Here is a 20,587-nt window from a genome sequence, read left to right on the forward strand (position 1 = left end):
GGCGGGGGCGGCGGCGCCTCCGCGGCAGGCGGCGGGAACGTTCCCTGGGCACTCGACCACGACACTTCGAGCCGTTCTGGGCCGCGCCGTTCGGCGTCTTCTGGAATCCACCTGTCCAGGCCATCGCGCCGCATGACCACGATCTGGTGGCGCCCAGGGCCGAGCGCGGGAACGGACGGGACGCCATTGCCCAGGAGGGGAACGGCGCCCAATTCCGACTCCGTCCCCTGGAAGAACAGGTTGAGGTGCCCGCTGAGCAACATGTCGATGGTTTCGGGGTCGCGGAGTGCTCCCGGCTCACCGGCTATGGGCGTGTGCTCGATCGCGCCTAGGCGGAGCCATCCCTCGTCCTCGAAATGACGGAGGCGTTCGTTGAACCAGGCCGCCTGCGCCCGTCCGACTCGTCCGTACCGGTCGGCCTCGCGGTGGGTCTGCGGCAGCGTCGAATTCAGACCGGCGACCACGACCCGCAGATCCGGGATGGGGAAAAGCGTCCACGGCTGCGCGCTGTCGAAGATGAGCGCGTCGATGCCCTGGTAGAACTCCTTGAACAGCCCCGCGTAATGCCGCCATTTCGGCCAGTACGGCGGTTGCGGCTCGATGTCGTCGGCCTCACAGCTGGAGAAGTACGCCTGGCACGCCGCACGGGTCACGTCGTGCGTGCCGGGGACGACCACGACGCGCTGCGCCTCCAGGCCCAGCAGCGCACGCAGGCTCGTCAGGAACGACAGGGCCTCGGCGAACTCCTTGCGGCTGCCCGAATGGGTGATGTTCCCGGTGACGACGAGCAGTTCGGGGCGCGGCACACCGGAATCGGCCAGCCGCGTCACGTCGCTCCAGATGCGGTCCTGCAACTCGCTGGCCGTGGTGGGTTCGCCGGGCTCGGCGAGCGTCCGCCCGAAGCGGGGGCCTGAGACGTGCAGGACGCTGAGGTGCTCGCGCGGCTCGTCGCCGCCCTCGTCCGACGCGGGGAACACCGGCGCGGCCACGGGCGCCCGCCGGGCGGGCCGCTCCCCGGCCGGATCCGGCCGCCCGCCGCCGTCCTCCTGCCCCTCAGCGGCCTCCAGACGGCCCGGAGCCGGCGGCCGGGACTGCGGGAGGGCCGGGCCCGGCCCGGGGAAGCCCGGGCCGTCCTGGGGACGCGCGTGGCCGGCGAGGGCCTCGCCGATGCGCCGCATGAGCAGCCCGCGCGCCTCGTCCGGGTCGTCGATCCCGACCAGGTCCACGTAGGTGATCGTGGACAGCAGCCCGTCGATCGGGCAGTCCTCGATCCGGACCGTGACCAGCTTGCGGGCGGGGTCGTCCGGGTCGGCCCGCAGCGCCGCCATCCATTCCAGCCGTCCGTACCTGGAACGCAGGTAGTTGCGCGACAGCACCGCGACCACGGCCTTGGCCTCCGACAGGCCCCGGTCCATGAAGTCGATGAAGTTGGTGCCGGGCACGAAGTCCCACGCCTGCATCATCGTCCGGTGCCCGGCGGCCTCCAGCTGCCAGGCGATCCAGGACGCCCACCGCTCGTCCGCGGGGGAGTAGCTGATGAAGAAGTCGGTCGGACGCTCCTGCCTGGCGTTGTGTCGGGGCTCGCCGCCGGGGGGTGTCATGCCGCCAGTATCCCGCGCCTGGACGGGGAATTCAGCGTCCCGTGCCGCCTTGGGGATCATGTCGTCCGGTGTCTGGGAGCGCTATGGGATCATGGCGCGGTGTCAGCCCGGATCGAGTTCGTGCGCCGCGCGGCGCGCTCCCTAGGCGTTCTCGACTGGATCCGTATCGGCGTCCTCGTTCTCGGCGTCGTTTTCGTCGCCACCGGCCTGCTGCCTGCCGATACGGCCCGTTCGAGCGTGGGACGGGTCGCGCCGCTGCTGCTCTTCCTGTTCAGCGTCATCATCCTCGCGGAGCTGACCAAGGAGGCCGGAGTCTTCGACGCGATCGCGCAGCGGCTGGCACGGGCCGGGCGCGGGAACTACGTCGCGTTGTTCGTGCTGTGCGTGGCGTTCGCGTCGTTGACGACCATCTTCCTCAACCTCGATACGACAGCCGTGCTGCTGACACCGGTCATGCTGGCGCTGGCGGCGCGTGCGCGGATCGCGACGCTTCCGCTGGCCATGACCACCGTGTGGCTAGCCAACACCGCAAGCCTGCTGCTGCCGGTGTCGAATCTGACCAACCTGCTGGCCGCCGACCGGGTCGCGCTGGAGACCCGCGAATTCGCAGCGCGCATGTGGGCTCCGCAGCTCGCGGTCCTGGCCGTCACGATGGCGCTGCTGTGGGCGTTCTACTGGCGGCGGAGCATGCGCGGCGAGGACGCCTACGACCCGCCCGAGCCCGCGCCCGTCAAGGACCGCGTGCTGTTCTCCGCCACCGGCCTCGCCTGTCTGATCTTCATCGGCGCGATCCTCGCCGGCGTCCACACCGGCATCCAGCTCGGCATCGCCGCGACCATCCCGGCCGCCGTGGTAGTGGCGGTCTTCGCCTTCCGCGACAGGGCGGCGCTGCGTCCCGCGCTGATCCCGTGGCAGCTCCTGGTGTTCGTCACGGGCCTGTTCCTGGTCGTGCCCACGCTCGAACGGTTCGGGCTGGACGACGCCATGCGCGCCCTGGTAGGCGGGGACGACGGCGTCGCAGGTGCGTTCCGGGCCGCGTTCTCCGGGGCGGGGCTGTCGAACGTCCTCAACAACCTGCCCGCCTATGTGGCGGGTGAGTCCGCCGTGCCCGCTTCCAACAGCGACCAGCTCTTGTCACTGCTCATCGGGACGAACGTGGGGCCGGTCATCACACCGTGGGGTTCGCTGGCCACGCTGCTGTGGTTCGAGTGGTGCCGCCGCTGGAACGTCCGGGTCCCGATCCGCAAATTCGTGCTCACAGGGACTGTTCTGGCCGTCGCGGGCTGCGCGGCCACCGTCCCGGCCTTGCTGGTGACCAGTTGACGGTTTCGCTACGCGACGTGGCCGTTCTGGCCGCCGCCCAGCCGCGTGCAGATCTTCGTCGTGGTCTCCAGGAGGCGGTCGAGCAGTTCCGGACGCGCCGCCACGAACCCCAGTTCCGATGCTGGAAGGTCGATGCCCAGCTCGTACGGTCGTCCGTCCAGGCGGCGCAGTTCGGCGCCCGCCTCCGCGGCCAGCAGCGCCCCGGCCGGCAGGTCCACGATCTCGGGCAGGTAGCCGACGATCCCGTCGATGTCGCCGCGCGCCAGCATCGTCCACGCCACCAGCGGCGCCCATAGCTGCAGCATCCGCGCGCACCGGTCCTCCAGGGCCGAGCGCATGGCGAACGCCACCGGATCGCTGGACTTGACCTGATGGCCCTGGGTCCATGCCAGGACGGGATTCTTCTCCCGTCCAGGCCGCGGACGGTCTGCGAGCGTCAACGGCCTACCGTCCGGGCCGACGGCGCCCCGGCCGCGCACGGCGGACCACGTCCGTCCGGTCACCGGGTCGTGGACGACGCCCAGAACTGGCTCTGCGCGCGCGCACAACGCCAGGCCCACCGCGTACACGGGCATGCCGATCGCCACGTTGTTGGTGCCGTCCAAGGGGTCGACGAGCCAGACCATCTCCTCGCCCGGCGCGCCCTCCAGGACGCCGGACTCTTCGGCGATGATGCGATGCCCCGGATACGCGTCCCGCAGCACCCCGACGATCAACTCCTCGGCGGCCGTGTCGAGATCGGTCACGACGTCCCCGCCCGTGCCCTTCACGCGGACGCCCAAGGGCCCGTCCACACCGGCGCTGAGCAGTTCGCCCGCCGCCTCGGCGGCCGCCACGGCCACCCGGCGGGCCGCCGAGAGATCGACGGGAAGGGCCGGTGACGGGGTCATGGATCTCATCGGGCCTTTCCAGCCGGGTCGGGCGCGGGCGGAGCCCACGCACGGGACGGGTGAGCGGCGGCGATGCTGCGGGCAGATCGCCGCAGGGCGCGCACCGTGTCGGCATGGTCGGAACGTGAACGGTGCACCCGGTGAGTGGGGGTGTCCAGAGGGCCGAGCGACAGGTCGCCGCTGCCGGGTGTCTGGCGGCCCAGCGCGACCGTAGCGGCTTCCTTGCCGTCCTCTATGAGCGTGGTGTGGAACACACCGGCAGGCAGGGTGTACGACTCGCCGGTGCGGTGGGCGCTGGAACGGCCGGGGGAGTACTGGACGGCGCGTCCCGTGGCCCTCAGCTCGTCCACGTCGCCCTGGCTGACGACCTCGAAGATCTGCTGCGTCGCCTCCGCCGGCTCCTCGCCGGTGTTCGTGCGGATGTCCATCCGCACGTTCCGCACCGTCCCGTACAGGACGAAGCTCAACAGGTCCCAGCTGTGGCAGTGCACCAGCGATGTGGTGGACGGCGCCGGACGCACCTCCGGCGTCCAGATGTGCAGGCACACCCCGAAATCGCCGTCGCGCTCCACGGGAAGGCACACGAAACCCAGAGGATGCCGTAGGGCCGGGACAGGGGAACGGCCAGCCGCGACGTCGTCCAGGACCCTGCCGGCCCAGGCCGGCAGCGTCCGCGCCGCGGTACCGGCGTCGATCTCCCGGCGGATCTCCTCGTACCTCACTCGGTCACCAGTTCACGGGTCACTCGTAGGGGTCCCTCGCCCGCAGCGCCTTCCGGATGATCTCGATCACGTCGCGGTCGGTGTAGCCCTGCGCGAGGTCGATCCCGATCACCTCGAAGAGCTTGCGGACCTCCTCGACGGTCGGCTCGTCGTCCAGCGGGGCCAGCCGCGCCTGCTCGACGGGGACGCGGCGGGCCTGGTCCAGGCTGGTCTGCAGCTCCGCGCTGACCCAGCTGTAGTAGAACTTGTTGCTGTCGACGACGAGCGCCTCGCCGCGTGGGTCGTCGCGCGTGACCACGACCCGCGACGACGCCAGGTCGTAGCGCAGCGTCGTCATCGTCCGCGCCAGGCCGATGTCGATGTCGAGCATGGCGAACCGCTGCTTGTGCCAGCACGCCGCCAGGAGCGTCGCGTACGCCTCCTTGCGGGTGCGCTCCAGCGTCCAGGGCTCGCCCGTGGCGTCCGGGCCGTCCGACACCGAGCGGCGGTGACGCGCGTACGCCTCGCAGACGTCCACGTCGGTGGGGTCGAGGATCTCCAGGCGGAACAGAAGGGTCCGGCGGTCTCTGCGCGCCGCCGCCACGCACTCCGGCAGCGTCCGCGCGCGGATGTAGGTGCCTGTCCCGCCCTTGAAGAACCAGCGGTCGGTGTCGCGGCGGGCCTCTTCGAGCACCTGCGCCACCTGCGCGCCGCTGATGACGCGGACGACGGTGGTCTCGTCCAGAGCGCGCTTGGTGTCGGACAGGACGCTCTCGAACGCCTCGATGTGGCTGAGCCTGCCGCTCAGGTCGTCCAGCGTGGACGAGGACGCCCGCAGCGTGTCGCGAACCTCCGCCTCGACGGGGATGCGCCGCCCGCGGTCCCGCAGCACCGACGTCGCCAGCAGGCCGATCACCGCGAGGATCGCGCTGTTGGTGATCTCCGCCTCGTTGTCGATCTGCACGCCGAGGCCGATCACCGCGACGACGACGGCGAGGATCAGCGCGATCACGGCGTCGGCGTTCTTCCCGAACCAGTTGGTGAAGCGGGTCATGTTCTGCGGTTACCCCGTCCTGGGTCGGCGCCGGAGGGCGCTTCGGGGCGCGGTTCGCGGGCGCGGGGTCGTCCCACACGAACAGCACGGTCGGCGCCGTCATCGTAACCACAGCACCCGGAGCGCGGGAAAGCCCACGGATAGGGGGAATCGCGTGCCTTGCGGTGATGCCGCCCGCCATCGGCCTGTTCGTCGGCCCGTCCCCCTCCCCGACCAGGACGACCTTTGCTACCCGCCGGTCGCTATAGGCTTCGTCGCATGCACGTGCGGGGCTGGTGGTCGTCCGCGTGGCCTGCGCGACGGTCACGCGCGCTCGACATAGCCATAGCCGTGACGCTGGCCGCGGGCGACGGCTGCTTCCTATGGTTCGTCGAGCAGGATTTCTGGCTGCCGCCGCCCGTCGTTTCGGTGTGCAGCGTCATCCTCGGCCTGGCCACGGTGGTGCGGCGCATCTACCCGGTCGGGCTCATGCTCTTCCTGCTCGTCTTCGGCACGATCACCGGAGCGGGCGCTTTCGCCGCGCTCGTGATCGTGTACTCGCTCGCCGCGTACACCACGTCCCGCAGGACGGTCGTGGCGCTCGCCCTGGCCGGATATGTCAGCTCGCTCGCCTTCCCAGGGCCGACGTCGTCGAACGAGTCTTTCCCCGCGCAGGCCATATTCGGGGTCGCGTTCGTCGCCGTGCCCATCCTGCTGGGCCTCTACATGGGCGCGCGCAAGCAGCTCGTGGTCTCGCTCCAGGAGCGGGCATCGCGCCTCGAACGGGAACAGCACCTGCTCGCAGAGCGCGCGCGGGGCGAGGAACGCACCCGCATCGCCCGGGAGATGCACGACGTGGTCGCCAACAGGATCAGCGTCATGGTCGTCCACGCCGGGGCCCTGAAGGCGATCGCCGCCCGCGACCCGGGCCGGGCCGCCGAGACCGCCGGCGTCATCGGGGACATGGGACGGCAGGCGCTGGAGGAGCTCCGCCACGTCATCGGCGTCCTGCGGCAGGGCGAGGAGGCGCTGCCCCAGGAGGCCGTCACCCTGGCGCACGTCCGGGAACTGGTCGGGCAGTCGGGCGCGGCGGGCCTCCGCGTCGACCTGTCGATCCGCGGGGACGAGCGCCCCATGCCCGCCGCCGTGGGACGGACGGTCTACCGCCTCGTCCAGGAGGCGCTCACCAACGTCCACAAGCACGCCGGCGCCGCCGACACCCGCGTCGGGCTCGACCTGCTCCCCGAGGCCATCGAGGTGGAGATCGCCAACGACCCGCCCACCGCCCGCCCCGAGCACCGCCTGCCGAGCGGCGGGAACGGCCTGGTCGGCCTCCGCGAGCGCGTCACGGCCCTCGGCGGCAGCTTCGAGGCCGGGCCCCGCAGGGGCGGCTACGCCGTCCGCGCCAGGATCCCGCTGCCCGCCTCCTGACGTCGGCCCCCTCCGATATCGGCCCCTGACCAGCGGGGATACGGAATGTCGGCGGCCTTGCGTACTGTTGGGGAAGCACGGGAGAACGCCGGACGAGGGGGAGGGGCGACGATGCGGCCGATCACGGATCTGCGGCGGCGCGTGGCGCCGTTCGAGGTCGTCACCGAGATGACGCCGTCGGGCGACCAGCCCCAGGCGATCGCCGAGCTCACGGCCCGCATCGAGGGCGGCGAGAAGGACGCGGTGCTGCTCGGCGCCACCGGCACCGGCAAGACCGCGACGATCGCGTGGCTGGTGGAGAAGGTGCAGCGGCCCGTCCTGGTCATGCAGCCGAACAAGACCCTCGCCGCGCAGTTCGCCAACGAGCTGCGCGAGATGCTGCCGAACAACGCCGTCGAGTACTTCGTCTCGTACTACGACTACTACCAGCCCGAGGCGTACATCCCGCAGACCGACACCTACATCGAGAAGGACTCCTCGATCAACGACGAGGTCGACCGGCTGCGGCACTCGGCCACCAATTCGCTGCTCACCCGCCGCGACACCGTCGTCGTCGCGTCCGTGTCCTGCATCTACGGCCTCGGCACGCCGCAGGAGTACGTCGACCGCATGGTCCGCCTCAACGTCGGCCAGGAGATCGAGCGCGACGACCTGCTCCGCCAGCTCGTCGGCATGCAGTACACGCGCAACGACCTCGCGTTCACCCGCGGCACGTTCCGGGTCCGCGGCGACACCATCGAGATCATCCCGCAGTACGAGGAGCTCGCCGTCCGCATCGAGATGTTCGGCGACGAGATCGAGAAGCTCGCCACCCTGCACCCGCTCACCGGCGAGCTGATCACCGAGGACGAGGAGCTGTACGTCTTCCCCGCCTCCCACTACGTCGCCGGCCCCGAGCGGATGGAGCGGGCCATCCGCGACATCGAGGCCGAGCTGGAGGACACGCTCGCCGTGATGGAGCGGCAGGGCAAGATGCTGGAGGCGCAGCGCCTGCGCATGCGCACCAGCTACGACGTGGAGATGATGCGGCAGGTCGGCACCTGCTCCGGCATCGAGAACTACTCCCGCCACATCGACGGGCGCGGCCCCGGCAGCGCCCCCAACACCCTCATCGACTACTTCCCGGAGGACTTCCTCCTCGTCATCGACGAGTCCCACCAGACCGTCCCGCAGATCGGCGCGATGTACGAGGGCGACGCGTCCCGCAAGCGGATGCTGGTCGAGCACGGCTTCCGGCTGCCGTCCGCGATGGACAACCGCCCCCTGAAGTGGGAGGAGTTCCTCGACCGCATCGGGCAGACCGTGTACCTGTCCGCGACGCCCGGCACGTACGAGATGAACCGCGTCAAGGGCGACGTCGTCGAGCAGGTCATCCGCCCCACCGGCCTCATCGACCCCGAGGTCGTCGTCAAGCCCACCAAGGGCCAGATCGACGACCTCATCCACGAGATCCGCGAGCGCACCGAGCGGGACGAGCGCGTCCTCGTCACCACCCTCACCAAGAAGATGGCCGAGGACCTCACCGACTACCTGCTCGAACTCGGCATCCAGGTCCGCTACCTGCACAGCGAGGTCGACACGCTGCGCCGCATCGAGCTGCTCCGCGAGCTGCGCGCCGGGGAGTACGACGTCCTGGTCGGCATCAACCTGCTCCGCGAGGGCCTCGACCTGCCCGAGGTGTCCCTCGTCGCGATCCTGGACGCCGACAAGGAGGGCTTCCTGCGCTCCGAGACGTCCCTCATCCAGACGATCGGCCGCGCGGCCCGGAACGTGTCCGGCCAGGTCCACATGTACGCCGACACGGTCACCCCGTCCATGGAACGCGCGATCGACGAGACCAACCGGCGCCGCGCCAAGCAGCAGGCCTACAACGCCGAGCACGGCATCGAGCCGACCGCGCTCCGCAAGCGCATCGCCGACATCCTCGACTCCCTCGCCCGCGAGGACGCCGACACCGAGACCCTGATCGGCGGCACCGGCCGCCAGCAGAGCCGCGGCAAGGCCCCCGTGCCCGGCCTGGCGTCCCGCACCAGGGAAGTCGGGCGGCACGCCGCCGACCTCGTCGGCGAGCGCCCCCGCGAGGAGCTGGAGGCCCTCATCGAGCAGATGACCGCCCAGATGCACCAGGCCGCCGCCGACCTCCAGTTCGAGCTCGCCGCCCGCCTCCGCGACGAGATCAAGGAACTCAAGCGCGAACTCCGCGAGATGAAGGAGGCCGGCGTCAAGTGACCGCCGTCCCCGGCCGGGGAGCCAGGTGTCGGCCGGGAGCTAGGTGAAGGTCACGACCACGCGGTCCACCACCGGCCGGTAGCCGAGCCGCTGGTAGACGCCGTTGCTGGTCGGGTTGGCGAGGTCGGTGAACAGCACGACGTCGGCGGCGCCCGCCTCCCGCGCGGCCCGCGTGACCGCGGCGGTGACCGCCGCCCCGTAGCCGCGGCGCCGGTGCTCGACCGGCGTGTACACCGACACGACCCGTGCCACCCCGGCGACGATCGGCGTCCGTCCGGCCACCGCCACGGGACGGCCGCCGTCCTCCCAGAGCGTGATGCAGCCGTCGCCGAGCTTGCGGTCGAACACCACGGGGTTCGGGCCGCCGTGCCCGCCCGCCTCCTGGTGGAACGCCGCGAACCAGTCCAGCAGCAGCGCGCGGTCGGCGTCGCCCGCGATGCGCGCCGCGCCCTCCGGCGGCGGGTCGGGGACGATCAGCCGGTCCAGCCGGTAGAGCCGCTGCCGCTCCGCCACGCGGCTCACCGCGCCCGTCTCGTCCGACCACGTTCCGGCGAACGCGGCCGCGGCCGTCCGCTCCGCGTTGACGTCGGACACCGCCTCGCCGCGCCGGGCCAGCGCGCGCGCCAGCTCGTGCGCGGCCCGTTCCGGCATCGCGCTCAGCAGCGGCGGATACGCGCCCGTCCGCAGCACCGTGCCTTCGACCGGTCCGCCGTCCGTCCACCAGCCGAAGAACGCCTTCCCGTAGACGCCGGGGCCTTGCGCGCACAGGTGCTCGGTCACGGTGAGCGTCACGGTGTTCGCGACGGGGTCGCGGCGCAGGAAACCGTCCGCCCGCGCGAGGAACTCTTGGAGGTCGTCAGTGAGCGTCCATGCCATGCTCAAGCATGGCCGTGCCCGCGGCCCGTCCGCACCTCGATTTCCGGCGCTCACGCCTGGGCGAGCGGCGCCCGCGTCCGGCGCATGGCGTAGGCGACGGTGGCGGCCCCCAGCAGCGGCCCCCAGAGCAGCAGCGGCCCGTAGGACGCGACGAACAGCCCGAGCCTCCACCCTTCGAGGTACACCGTGCCGCCGTCCGGTGCGGTGAACTCGTCGAAGGTCGGTGCCCTCACCAGCGTTCCGAGGGTGAGGACGGCCGCGCCCACGCCCGCGGGGATCACGGCGGCCAGGGTCGGCACCCTGCGCCCGCGCAGCAGCGGCACCCAGCGGGGGAAGACCTCGCCCCACTGGCTGACCAGGCCCACGGCCAGGAACGCCAGCGCCTCGCTGACGATGCTCAGCAGGATCGTGTACGTCCACATGGGCATCCAGCCGGGCAGGTCCCCGCTCGTGTCGCCGACGTCGCTCGTGAACGGGCCGATCGGGGCGCCGAAGCCCAGCGCGATCCGCCAGACGCAGGACGGCAGCACGGTCAGGCTCGCCGCGTAGGCCGCGATCACCGCCCACCGGGGGACGCCCTCGACGGTCCGCCCGTGCACCCGGCGAATGCCCGACATCAGTTTCCTCACCACCGCAGAAGCCCTTCCGGCAACGTGTGAACCGCCCACGGCAAGTGAACGGCCCCCAGCCGGTGCCGGACCTCCCTCCCAGGCGTGATCCGGCTCCCCTGCGCGGGTGAACGGACCTCGTCCGGCGGACGATCAGCGGTATGCGTCAGCGGTGAACGGGCGCGTCCTCGCGGGGCCATGCGGTGGCGAGATCGCGGTAGTAGGCGCTGGTCTTCATGAGCTCCTCGTGCCCGCCTGACGCGACGATCCTGCCCCCGTCCAGCACGATGACCTGGGCGGCGGCGCGGACGGTGGTGAACCGGTGCGCGATCACCAGCAGCGCGCACCGCCGCGCGGCCTCGGCGAGGGTCCGGTGCAGCGCCAGTTCGCTCTCCAGGTCGAGGTGGGACGTGGGCTCGTCCAGCAGGAGGAGCCGCGGCCGGGGGAGGAGTGCGCGGGCGATCGCCATGCGCTGCCGTTCGCCGCCCGACAGCTCCCGCCCGTGCTCGCCGACGCGGGTGTCCAGGCCGTGGGGGAGCCGCGCGACCAGGCCCCCCAGGTTGGTCATGGCGATCACCTCGCGGATCTCGTCGTCCCCGGCGTGGGGGGCGGCGTAGACCAGGTTGTCGCGGAGGGTGCCGTCCAGGATCGGGCACTCCTGCTCGACCAGCCCGATCCCGGCCCGGTGGCGGGATCTGCTCATGTCGCCGGACGCCACGCCGCCGGCCAGCACCTGCCCGCCGCCCGGGTCGTAGAAGCGCGCCGCCAGCGCGAAGATCGTCGACTTGCCCGCGCCGGACGGGCCGATCAGGGCCACATGGCCGTGCCGCGGCACCGCGAACGACACGCCCCGCAGGACCGGCCGCCCCGGCCGGTAGCCGAACCAGACGTCGCGGAACTCCAGGGCCGCGGGACGTCCGCCCGTCGAAGCCGCGTCGAGCGCTCCCGGCGTATCGCCGCCGGTCTCTTGCGGGCCGGTCTCCTGTGCACCGGTCTCCTGCTCGGGGCCGGTCTCCCGTGGCAGGGCCAGGGCTTCGGTGATCCGGTGCGCGGCGCCCGTCCCCTGCTGGACTGCGCTCAACGACTCGAACAGCGCGCCCAGCGGCCCGGTCAGGTAGAGCATGTAGAGCAGGAACGCGACGAGATCGCCCACAGAGGCGGCCCCGCCCGCGACGCGCGCTCCGCCGATCAGCAGCACCAGCAGGAACGAGCCGGTCACCGCCAGCTCCGTCGCGGGCGCGACCAGCGCGTCGAACCCGGCCATCCGCACGCCGGCGGCGTGGGCGTCCCGGGCTCGCCCGCCGATGCGCTCGCTCTCCCGCGCCTCGGCCCGCGCTGCCTTGACGGTCCGGATCGCGCTCAGCGCCCGCTCCAGGTCGGCGGCCATCTCGCCGGTCGCCCGCCGCCCGCGCAGCGACGCGGCCCGCATCCCGCGCAGCGCGGCCGCGAGGGCGGTCCCGGCGATCACCACGACGGCCGCGACGCACACGAACAGCGTCCAGTCGAGCCAGAGCATCAGCGCGATCGTGGCGGCCAGGCCGACGCTCCCCGTCACGGCGTCGGTGAGGCCGCCGGCGACGATCTGCCGCAGCGCGAAGGTGTCCGCGTCCGTCCGGGAGATCAGGTCGCCGACCCGGTGCCGGTCGTAGGCGGGCATGCGGAGCCGCACCAGATGGTCGATCAGATCGAGCCGGACGCCGAGCACGATCCCCTCGCCGGTGCGCGCGAGCTGGAACCGGACCAGCGCCTGGACCAGCGCCTGGACGGCGAACAGCGCGACCAGCGCCGCCACGCCGCCCCACACCGCCCGGCCCGCTCCCGCGGCGTCGATCACGTCCCGCGCGACCAGCGGCTGGGCCAGCCCCAGCGCCGACGCGGCGAGGGTCAGCGCCACGGTCGCGGCGATCGGGCCGCGGTGCCCGGCGGCGAGTCTCAGCACGTCGCGCAGCCCGCCGGGCCCCTCAGCGGTCATGGCGTCCGGCGTCGCGTCGGCGGTCGCGCCGGGGAGTACGCGGCGGGACGGTCATCAGGGGTGCGAGGTAGCCGTCCGGGACGTTCTCCTCGACGAGCCGCCCCTCCGCCTCCACCCACGCGTGCGCGCCGAACGGGGGAAGCGTCCGCGCGCCGACGCACCACGTCGGCCAGGCGCCTCCCAGCCGGCACAGCAGCGCCGTCGCGAGGGACCGGGGCAGGCAGCCGCGAGGCCCGAGGCAGGCGAGGCTGACGCCGGTCACCGTTTCGCGCGCGGCCCGTGCCTGCTCGTAGGTGGCGGGACGGGCGCCCGCGCGCACGACGGCGAGGACCGTCCGGACGCGTCCGGGCGGGAGGAAGGCGAGGAGCCGGGCCAGCGCCACGGCGGCCCTGGCCGCCGCGCGCCGCGACGGCGGGATCCCGGACGGGCGGTGCAGCGCGCTCGGCACGGTCACGAGGTCACCAGCCGGGCCGTCCGCAGGTGCTCCACCAGCGCGGTCACGTCCTGCAGCGCCTGCGCCGGGTCGACGTCGTACTCGTCGGCGAGCACCGCGGCGGCCTGCGTCTCGCTGTCGCCGGCCGCCAGCCGCCGCAGCACCGTCGCCGCGGTCGGGTTGAGCTGCCAGTAGTCTCCGCTGCGCTCGTCGAGCAGGACGGTCCCGTACGCGGTGTCCGCCGTGGACACGCCGGGACGCAGTCGCAAGGTCATCCGGTCTCCTCTGCAGTGGAAGGGGCGCGGCCGGGCGACGGCGCGCCCATGATCGCGGCGGGCCGGTCCAGGGTCCGGAGCCAGACCTCGCAGCCGATGGTGGAGTACAAGATCGCCTCACGCAGCTCGGGGGCGGCGGGACGCGCGGTCAGCGCCCGCAGCCGCGCGGCGTCGACCAGCCCGAGCCGGGCCAGCCGGGAACCGTCCCACAGCTCCATCAGGTCGCCCTGGTGGGCGCGCAGCCCGTCGGCGGCGTCCATCGACGCCTCCGCCTTGTTCGACCGGGCCAGGCACTCGTCGGGGACGATGCCGCGCATCGCCGCCACCAGGAGCGGCTTGTACCGCCACGGCGTGACCCTCTCCTCCGGGCGGACGGCGAGGGAGGTCTCGATCACCCGGTCGTCCAGGAAGGGGGAGGACATCGGCAGCCCGGCGCGGGCGCTCATCTGCTCCCACTGCCGGATGATGCGGGCGCACATCCGGACGGACTGCAGGTCGGCGTGCTGCCCGCGGTCCGGCGCCAGCGGCTCGGCGGTCCGGGCGGCCTCCCGGATCGCCTCTGCGGCGGCGTGCTCCGCGTCGGGCGTCACCCAGTCGAAGAGCCGGGGCGCCATGTCCCAGCCGAGCGCGCTGGACACGACCGGCTGCGGCGGACGGCGGAGGTCGGCGGCCGCGTCGGCCAGCCACCGCCGGTAGGGGCGTCCGTCCGCCAGCGCCCGCGCCATCGGGCCGAACGGCCAGTCGAACAGCGCCCGGAACCCGCGGAGCCGGCCCAGCGCGGGCAGCGGCCGGCGGCGCAGCAGCCCGTGGTAGTGCGCCTCGGAGCACCAGGCGACCTGGTCGCCGCCTATGCCGGTCAGGTGCAGGCGGCTGCCCTTGGCGACCAGCCGGGGGACGTGGCTGAGGACGCGTGCCCGGTCCATCATCCCGATGGTCGGTTCGTCCAGGGGATCGTCGATGTCCAGGAGGTCCGCGTAGACCAGGGGCGACTCGTCCGCGGGCCACACCGCGTGCTCGACGCCGGGCAGGCGCTCGGCCGCCCGCCGCGCCCACATCAGGTCCTCGTCGGCGGGGTCGCGTCCCGGCCACGTGGAAGCGATGATCCCGGCGTCGCCGCGGGCGGCGAGGAAGCAGACCGACGTGGAGTCCAGGCCGCCGGACAGGTCGCAGCTCACGGTGCCGCCGCCCGCCGTCCGCACCTCGACCGCCCGGGAGAGCGCGGTCCGCAGCTCGGCCGCCCCGGCGGCCAGGGGCCGGTCCGGCTCGGGCGGCGACCACCAGCGGCGCGTCCGGGCGCGGCCCTCCGCGTCCAGGACGAGGTGGTGGCCCGGCTCCACGCCGTGGACGTCCCGCCACATGGGCGCGTGGGGGAGCGGATGCGGGACGGGCCACAGCAGCCGCACCGCGACCTGCCGCTCGTCCAGCTCGGCGCCGGTGAGCGCGGCGAGGACGTCGGCGCGGTCGGCGGCCACCGAGACGCCGTCCACCCGTGCGTGGAAGACCAGCCGCAGCCCGGCCGCGTCGCCCTGCACGCGGGTCCGGCCGCCGAGGGCGGCCACCAGGTGGAAGCTGCCGGGCAGCGTGCGGGCGAGCCGGTCGAGCGAGGCGAGGCCGGTGAGCCGCTCCGCCTCCCCTGCGATCCGTTCGATGTCGTGGGGGCGGGTGCCGATCAGTGCCAGCCGGGCGTCGCCCGCCTCGGCCACGGTGATCTCGGCGTCCGTCCAGGTCCCGATCAGCCAGGGCCGCCCGGAGGGGTGCCGCAGCGTGCGGGCGCGGGGCAGGCCCGCGGCCACGGCGAGGGCGGCCTCGTGGTCCGGCAGGACCACGAAGAACGCCTCGCCGTGACCCGGCATGCCGCTGTGCTCGGACAAGGGCATGGTGGAGGGCCGTCGTCAGTTCTTGCTGAGGATCAGACGGTCGTTGCCGTGGAACTGGAGGAGGCCGGTCGCCTTGCGGAAGGACCCCGCCGCCACGAGGACGGGCGTTTCGTACCGCTTCATCTTCTCTCCCTTTCTCGTCGTGATTTCCCTTTTGGGGGAGCTCCCTATTTCGCCCTCACGAATGGCGAAACGTGCCGCAGCATGGCACGGGGATCGGGTGCGTGGCCACCTTGCGATTCGATGACCTTGGACGGCGCGGTCGCCCGGTCGTGACCGAAACCTGGCCGAACAAATCCGAAGTACTGGGATTTGTCCGGCCGAACCACCGCGTATGAGCACATCCGATAGGGCGAGACGACTAGCCCTGCAGATATTTCTCGATGACCGCCCGGTATGCCACGGTTCCATCGCGCGCAAGTGTCATGGCACGGGAATTCTTATTCTCCGTCCCACCGAAATGGGGGCCAAGCCCGGCGCCCCCGGCAATGGTGATCGAGAGAACGGTCCGTTCCGCGATATCGCGATTCAGGCGGCGACACGGGCCATTTCGAGCTCCCTCATACGCGTGTCCATGCCCGAGTCTGTCCTTGAAGGAAGGGGCGGGGCGGCGGGAGGACGACCTACGATCATGGGATGGGGTACGAGGTTCGGGCGGCGCGGCCGGGGGATCTGGCGGGGCTGCCCGCGATCGAGAGTTCCGGGGACGCGATGTTCGCGGAGATCGGCATCGTTTTCCCGGCCGGGCCGACCGTGGTGGAGGAGCTGATCGGGAAGGGCGGGGAGATCCTCGTGGCGGGCGATCCGCCGGTCGGGTTCGCGGCGACGGAGGAGGTCGACGGGGCCGTCCATCTGGCGCAGATCTCGGTGCGCGGCGATCTGGCCGGCCGGGGGATCGGCGTCCCGCTGCTGGAGGCGGTCAAGGCGCGGGCCGCCGCGGCCGGATCGCCCGGAGTGAGCCTGCTGACGTTCCGGGACGTCCCGTGGAACGGCCCCTGGTACGCCGGGCACGGGTTCGTGGAACTGCCCGAGGAGCGGTGGGGCCCGGAGGTCCGGTCGTACTGGGACGCCGAAGTCAAGGCCGGGCTGCACGAACTCGGGCCGCGTCTCGTCATGTGGGCGCCGCTCGGGAACCCGGAAGGCGGCGCGGACGTCTCGCTCATGGACCGCGAAGGAGGACGATGATCAGCCCGGTGGCGTGGGTGCGGGGCCGGCTCGGCGAGCGGGGCCTCGCGCTCGCCGTGCTCGTGGGACTGCTGGCGCTGGCCGTCGTCCCGCTGGTGGCGCTGCCCGCCGTGCGGTGCGAGGTGTTCGGCGCCGGCTGCCGCGAGCCGAGGCCGGAGGTGCGCGCCGATCCGGTCGCGGCGAGGAAGGCGCCCACGCCGGTCGAGGCGGCGACGCGGGGCTCCTACGTTGCGCTGGGGGACTCGTACTCGGCGGGGCTCGGCGCGGAGGCGACCGTGGCCGACAGGAACCCGCTCGACCGGTGCCACCGGACGTCGAAGGCGTACTACCACGAGGTCGCGCGGGCGTTCCGGTTCGCGAAGGGCACCTCGTTCTGGGCCTGCTCCGGCGCCACCATCACCGACGTCCTGAACGGCCGGAGCGGGGAGCCGCCGCAGCTCGGACGCATCACCGCCGACACCAGTCTCGTCACGCTGAGCATCGGCGGCAACGACGTCGGGTTCTCCCGGGTGCTCTCCGGCTGCGTCGTCAAGATGCCGTGGAGCAAGAGGTGCACCCGGCAGGGCGACGACGTCGCCGGGCGGATGGCCGAGCTCCGGCAGAGCCTCCCCGACCTGCTCGACAAGATCACCGCGCGGGCGCCGCGGGCGCGGGTGGTGCTCATGGGGTACCCGAAGGCGTTCTCCGAGGTCAGCGGCGTGGACGGGGACAACATCACGGTCGCCGACCAGCAGTGGCTGAACGCGAGGGCCTACGACCTGAGCCGCCTGATCCGCCAGTCCGCCCAGGAGGCCGACGCCCGCATCGCCGCACGCAACGGCCAGGGCAGCGTCGAGTTCGTCGACGCCTACAGCGCGTTCGCGGGCCACGAGGTGGGCAGCAAGGACGCCTACATGAACGGCCTGCTGCTGAACCTGTCGGCGTTCGCCGCCGAGCCGCGCAGCTACCACCCGACCATCGCGGGCCAGCACGCCCTGGCCGGACTGTTCATCGAGCAGATCAAGAAGGGCCCCGGCCGCCCGCTGGCGTGAGGCTCGATAGCCTCCGCCGGCTTGGGGGGCCGCGGGCCTTCCGCGGTCAGCGCGGGACGGCGCGTTCCACCGCGACGGCCACGAGATCCTGGACGTCCTCGTCGGTGAACACACCCGGCAGGGTGAGGTGCTCCACGATCAGCCAGTTGAGGGCCAGGTAGAGCAGCCGCACCGTGGTGGCGTCGCCGGGCAGCCCCGACTCCAGGTGGTAGGCGATGTTGGCCTCGACGTCCGCGCGGACCCGCTCGGTCAGGACGGTCCGCAGCTCGGGACGCCGCGTCGCCTCCAGCCGCAGCTCCAGCAGCGCCAGGTAGCCGGTGCGGAAGTCGGAGATCCGCCCGACGACCTCGCGCAGCAGTTCGGTGACCCTGGCGAGGTCGCGCGGTCCTTCGAGCCGTCCGGCCAGGGTGGTCGCGTCCGGTTGCAGGCGCTCGTAGATCCGCCGGCCCGCCTGCGTGAACAGGTCGTCACGGTTGGCGAAGTAGTTGGACGCGGTCCCGACGGGCACGCCCGCCTCGGCGTCCACGGCCCGGAACGTCAGCCCGCGCGCGCCCTCTCTGGCCAGCACCTCGATCGCGGCGTCGACGAGCGCCGCCCTCCGCTCCACGTTCCTCCGCACCTTGACACCACTCCATCCGTAGTACTACATTCAAACCACTCCATATAGAGTACTACGAACGGAGCGCCGATATGCGAAAGCTCGTCTACTACATCGCCGTCAGCATCGACGGCTACATCGCCGGCCCCGGCGGCGAGTTCGACTTCTACCCGCTCGGCGACGACATGGCGGCCTGGATCAACGAGCGCTATCCCGAGACCCTTCCGACGCACGTCCGCGCGCACGTCGGCCTGGAGGGCGTGCCGAACAAGCGGTTCGACACGCTCGTGATGGGCCTCGGCACCTACCTGCCCGCGCTCGACATCAACGTGACCAGCCCGTACGCGCACGTCCGGCAGTACGTCGTGTCGACGACGCTGGACGAGATCGCCGACCCGTCCGTGGAGCTGGTCAGGGATCCGGTCGGGATCGTCCGCGAACTCAAGGCCGAGGACGGCGAGATGGACGTCTGGCTCTGCGGCGGAGGGAAGCTCGCCGCCGCGCTGCTGCCCGAGATCGACGAGCTGATCGTCAAGAGCTACCCGGTCGTGGCCGGGACGGGCGTTCCCGTCTTCTCCGGCGAGTTCCGCCCGACGCTCTTCACGCCCACCCAGCGGGAGTCGTTCGGCAACGGCGCCCAGGTCACCTGGTTCACCCGCGGTTCGTAGGCTGGAGGGCGGTACTCCCGTCGATTGGGGGCCGCTCATGGCCGTCACAATGGCGCTCGCCGGAGACACGATGCTCGGACGCGGCGTGGCGGAAGAGATCGCCATGTCCGGTCCGCACGGCCTGTTCTCCGGCGGCGTCCGCGAGGCGTTCGCGGAAGCGGACCTCGCGGTCGTGAACCTGGAATGCTGCGTCTCCGACCGCGGCCGCAAATGGGAGGCGCCGGGCAAGCCGTTCCATTTCCGGGCGCCCCCGAATGCCGCAGAAGCCCTCACCGACCTCGGCGTTGACTGCGTGACCCTCGCCAACAACCACGCGCTCGACTACGGACCGGAAGCGCTGCGGGACTCCCTCGACATCCTGGAACAGGCGGGCATCGGCTGTGTCGGCGCGGGCGCCGACGTCGAGGACGCGCGGCAGAGCGTCGTGCTGGAGGCCGGAGGCGTGCGGGTCGCGGTGGTGGGCGTCACCGACCACCCGTCCGACTTCGCCGCGGGGACGGGACGTCCCGGCGTCGCCCATGCCGACCTGGAGAAGGGCGTGCCCGCCCACCTGTTGGAGCAGATCGGACGGCTCCGCGCCGAGAACGACGCCGTCCTCGTCCTGCCGCACTGGGGCCCGAACATGACGCAGGAGCCGCTGCGCTACGTCCGGCGGGCCGCCGAGCGGCTCCTGGACGCCGGCGCGACGCTCATCGCGGGGACCTCGGCACACGTCTTCCACGGCGTGGCCTGGCCCGTCATCTTCGACATGGGCGACTTCATCGACGACTACGCCGTCGACGAGCGGCGCCGCAACGACCTCGGGCTGCTGTTCCTGGTCACGCTGGACCGCACGGGCCCGTCCCGGATCGAGGCGGTGCCGCTGCGCCTCGACTTCTGCCGCACCCGCCTGGCCGCGGACGCCGACCACCGCTGGATCACCGAACACTTCACCCGCGCCTGCGCCGCCTTCGGCACGCGCGTCGAGACCCGGGACGACCGGCTGGTCATCGACGCCCCGTTCGACGCCTCGCCGTCATAGCGGGTCGCCGAGCGGCCCGTACTCGTCCACCAGGGCGTCGGCCCAGTGGGCGGCGAAGTCGGGCTGGGTGCCGTCGACGTCGGTGAACCCGTACTCCTTGTACAGGCCCCAGGTGGCGAGGGCCCGTCCCGTTTTGGCCATGACGCCGGGGTCGGCGGCCAGGGCGGCGACGGCCCGTCCGACGTAGGCGGGGGTCTCCGAATACGCGAAGTGCGGGTCCTTGGCGATGGCGTCCCGCCAGTTGTCCTCGGTGACGCCGAAGTGGTCGAGGACGGCCTCGGAGCGCAGGAAGCCGGGCGTGACGGCCACGGCCGCGACCCCGTGCGGCTTCAGCTCGGCGGCCTGCGCGAACGCCAGCCGGATCACCGCCGACTTCGCGAGATCGTAGAAGAACGAGCCGCGGTAGCGGGCGGTGTTGCCGTCCGTCACCTCCACCACGAGGCCCCGGCCGCGCGCGACCATCAGCGGAAGCGCGAACCGGCTGGTGATCACGTGCGTCTCCACGGCCTGCCGCAGCAGCCGCAGCCCGGTGTCGAGGTCCTGCTCCCACAGCGGGTGCTCCCAGTCGGTCAGCGGGTCGCCGCCCCACACCGAGTTGACGAGCACGTCGAGCCGCCCGTCCCGCTCCTGAGCGATCCGGTCGACCAGCGCGCGGACCTCGTCCGGACGGCTGTGATCGGTGCGGACGGCGATTCCCGTCCCACCGGCCGCGGTGACCTGCTCGGCGGTGTCCTCGATGGTCTCCGGGCGTCCGAGATCCGAACTCGCGGACCCGCTGCTGCGGCCCGTCACGTACACGGTCGCGCCGGAGGCCCCCAGCTGGACGGCGATGCCC

20 protein-coding genes are annotated in these 20,587 nt (G+C 72.4%); 7 read left to right on the forward strand and 13 right to left on the reverse strand.

Features of this window, described 5'->3' with window-relative positions; genetic code table 11:
* A partial coding sequence (locus tag E1287_RS34165) for a TIR domain-containing protein (RefSeq protein ID WP_131969412.1) occupies positions 1–1,601 on the reverse strand: 1,601 nt, incomplete at its 3' end.
* 99 nt (positions 1,602–1,700) lie between these two features.
* Here E1287_RS34165 and E1287_RS34170 point away from each other — a divergent pair.
* On the forward strand, positions 1,701–2,924 hold the full coding sequence (locus tag E1287_RS34170; RefSeq protein WP_131969413.1) for an SLC13 family permease: 1,224 nt from the start codon (positions 1,701–1,703) through the stop codon (positions 2,922–2,924).
* A gap of 8 nt (positions 2,925–2,932) precedes the next feature.
* On the opposite strand, the gene E1287_RS34175 is transcribed toward E1287_RS34170, so the two are convergent.
* The 3 genes from E1287_RS34175 to E1287_RS34185 are packed head-to-tail and all read right to left on the reverse strand — an operon-like array spanning position 2,933 to position 5,569.
* Positions 2,933–3,814 (reverse strand): inositol monophosphatase, encoded by an 882-nt coding sequence (locus E1287_RS34175; RefSeq protein WP_131969414.1) that lies wholly within the window; start codon positions 3,812–3,814, stop codon positions 2,933–2,935.
* Positions 3,815–3,819: 5 nt separating this feature from the next.
* On the reverse strand, positions 3,820–4,536 hold the full coding sequence (locus E1287_RS34180) for a hypothetical protein (protein WP_131969415.1): 717 nt from the start codon (positions 4,534–4,536) through the stop codon (positions 3,820–3,822).
* 19 nt (positions 4,537–4,555) lie between these two features.
* Positions 4,556–5,569, reverse strand: coding sequence for a hypothetical protein (locus E1287_RS34185; RefSeq protein WP_131969416.1), 1,014 nt, complete (start codon positions 5,567–5,569; stop codon positions 4,556–4,558).
* A 258-nt stretch (positions 5,570–5,827) separates the two neighbouring features.
* On the opposite strand from E1287_RS34185, the gene E1287_RS34190 reads away from it, so the two are divergent.
* Together E1287_RS34190 and uvrB are read left to right on the forward strand one after the other, a co-directional pair.
* Positions 5,828–6,979 carry a histidine kinase gene (locus E1287_RS34190; RefSeq protein WP_131969417.1) on the forward strand — a complete coding sequence of 384 codons (1,152 nt, stop codon included), beginning with the start codon at positions 5,828–5,830 and terminating at the stop codon, positions 6,977–6,979.
* A 111-nt stretch (positions 6,980–7,090) separates the two neighbouring features.
* Positions 7,091–9,208, forward strand: a complete 2,118-nt coding sequence (gene uvrB / locus E1287_RS34195; protein WP_131969418.1) for an excinuclease ABC subunit UvrB — start codon at positions 7,091–7,093, stop codon at positions 9,206–9,208.
* A gap of 39 nt (positions 9,209–9,247) precedes the next feature.
* Here the strand turns inward: uvrB and E1287_RS34200 are convergent, their stop codons facing one another.
* The 7 genes from E1287_RS34200 to E1287_RS34230 form a co-directional block, all read right to left on the reverse strand.
* On the reverse strand, positions 9,248–10,084 hold the full coding sequence (locus E1287_RS34200) for a GNAT family N-acetyltransferase (protein ID WP_131969419.1): 837 nt from the start codon (positions 10,082–10,084) through the stop codon (positions 9,248–9,250).
* A 50-nt stretch (positions 10,085–10,134) separates the two neighbouring features.
* On the reverse strand, positions 10,135–10,701 hold the full coding sequence (locus E1287_RS34205) for a hypothetical protein (protein WP_131969420.1): 567 nt from the start codon (positions 10,699–10,701) through the stop codon (positions 10,135–10,137).
* 157 nt (positions 10,702–10,858) lie between these two features.
* Complete coding sequence (locus E1287_RS34210) at positions 10,859–12,664, reverse strand: ABC transporter ATP-binding protein (RefSeq protein WP_131969421.1); 1,806 nt, start codon at positions 12,662–12,664, stop codon at positions 10,859–10,861.
* On the reverse strand, positions 12,654–13,118 hold the full coding sequence (locus E1287_RS34215) for a lasso peptide biosynthesis B2 protein (RefSeq protein ID WP_131969422.1): 465 nt from the start codon (positions 13,116–13,118) through the stop codon (positions 12,654–12,656). Before E1287_RS34215 ends, E1287_RS34210 begins: the two co-directional genes overlap by 11 nt.
* On the reverse strand, positions 13,115–13,372 hold the full coding sequence (locus E1287_RS34220; RefSeq protein ID WP_131969423.1) for a lasso peptide biosynthesis PqqD family chaperone: 258 nt from the start codon (positions 13,370–13,372) through the stop codon (positions 13,115–13,117). Before E1287_RS34220 ends, E1287_RS34215 begins: the two co-directional genes overlap by 4 nt.
* Complete coding sequence (locus E1287_RS34225) at positions 13,369–15,243, reverse strand: lasso peptide isopeptide bond-forming cyclase (protein WP_279507934.1); 1,875 nt, start codon at positions 15,241–15,243, stop codon at positions 13,369–13,371. Before E1287_RS34225 ends, E1287_RS34220 begins: the two co-directional genes overlap by 4 nt.
* Before the next feature lie 21 nt (positions 15,244–15,264).
* Positions 15,265–15,372: a keywimysin-related RiPP gene (locus E1287_RS34230; protein ID WP_131969425.1), complete on the reverse strand. Its 108-nt coding sequence runs from the start codon at positions 15,370–15,372 to the stop codon at positions 15,265–15,267.
* Positions 15,373–15,885: 513 nt separating this feature from the next.
* On the opposite strand from E1287_RS34230, the gene E1287_RS34235 reads away from it, so the two are divergent.
* Both E1287_RS34235 and E1287_RS34240 read left to right on the forward strand, forming a co-directional pair.
* Positions 15,886–16,434: a GNAT family N-acetyltransferase gene (locus E1287_RS34235; RefSeq protein WP_131969426.1), complete on the forward strand. Its 549-nt coding sequence runs from the start codon at positions 15,886–15,888 to the stop codon at positions 16,432–16,434.
* Positions 16,431–17,465: an SGNH/GDSL hydrolase family protein gene (locus E1287_RS34240; protein WP_131969427.1), complete on the forward strand. Its 1,035-nt coding sequence runs from the start codon at positions 16,431–16,433 to the stop codon at positions 17,463–17,465. Before E1287_RS34235 ends, E1287_RS34240 begins: the two co-directional genes overlap by 4 nt.
* 46 nt (positions 17,466–17,511) lie before the next feature.
* Here the strand turns inward: E1287_RS34240 and E1287_RS34245 are convergent, their stop codons facing one another.
* Positions 17,512–18,084, reverse strand: a complete 573-nt coding sequence (locus E1287_RS34245) for a TetR/AcrR family transcriptional regulator (protein WP_131969428.1) — start codon at positions 18,082–18,084, stop codon at positions 17,512–17,514.
* 71 nt (positions 18,085–18,155) lie between these two features.
* Between E1287_RS34245 and E1287_RS34250 the strand changes: the two genes are divergently transcribed.
* The gene (locus E1287_RS34250; RefSeq protein ID WP_131969429.1) at positions 18,156–18,731 is read left to right on the forward strand and encodes a dihydrofolate reductase family protein; all 576 of its coding nucleotides are present in this window, start codon (positions 18,156–18,158) and stop codon (positions 18,729–18,731) included.
* A 37-nt stretch (positions 18,732–18,768) separates the two neighbouring features.
* Complete coding sequence (locus tag E1287_RS34255) at positions 18,769–19,752, forward strand: CapA family protein (RefSeq protein ID WP_131969430.1); 984 nt, start codon at positions 18,769–18,771, stop codon at positions 19,750–19,752.
* On the opposite strand, the gene E1287_RS34260 is transcribed toward E1287_RS34255, so the two are convergent.
* The coding region (locus E1287_RS34260; protein ID WP_131969431.1) for an SDR family oxidoreductase at positions 19,747–20,587 on the reverse strand (841 nt) is incomplete at its 5' end. The genes E1287_RS34255 and E1287_RS34260 overlap by 6 nt on opposite strands.

It is taken from the genome of Actinomadura sp. KC06, assembly GCF_004348735.1.
Lineage (GTDB): Bacteria > Actinomycetota > Actinomycetes > Streptosporangiales > Streptosporangiaceae > Spirillospora.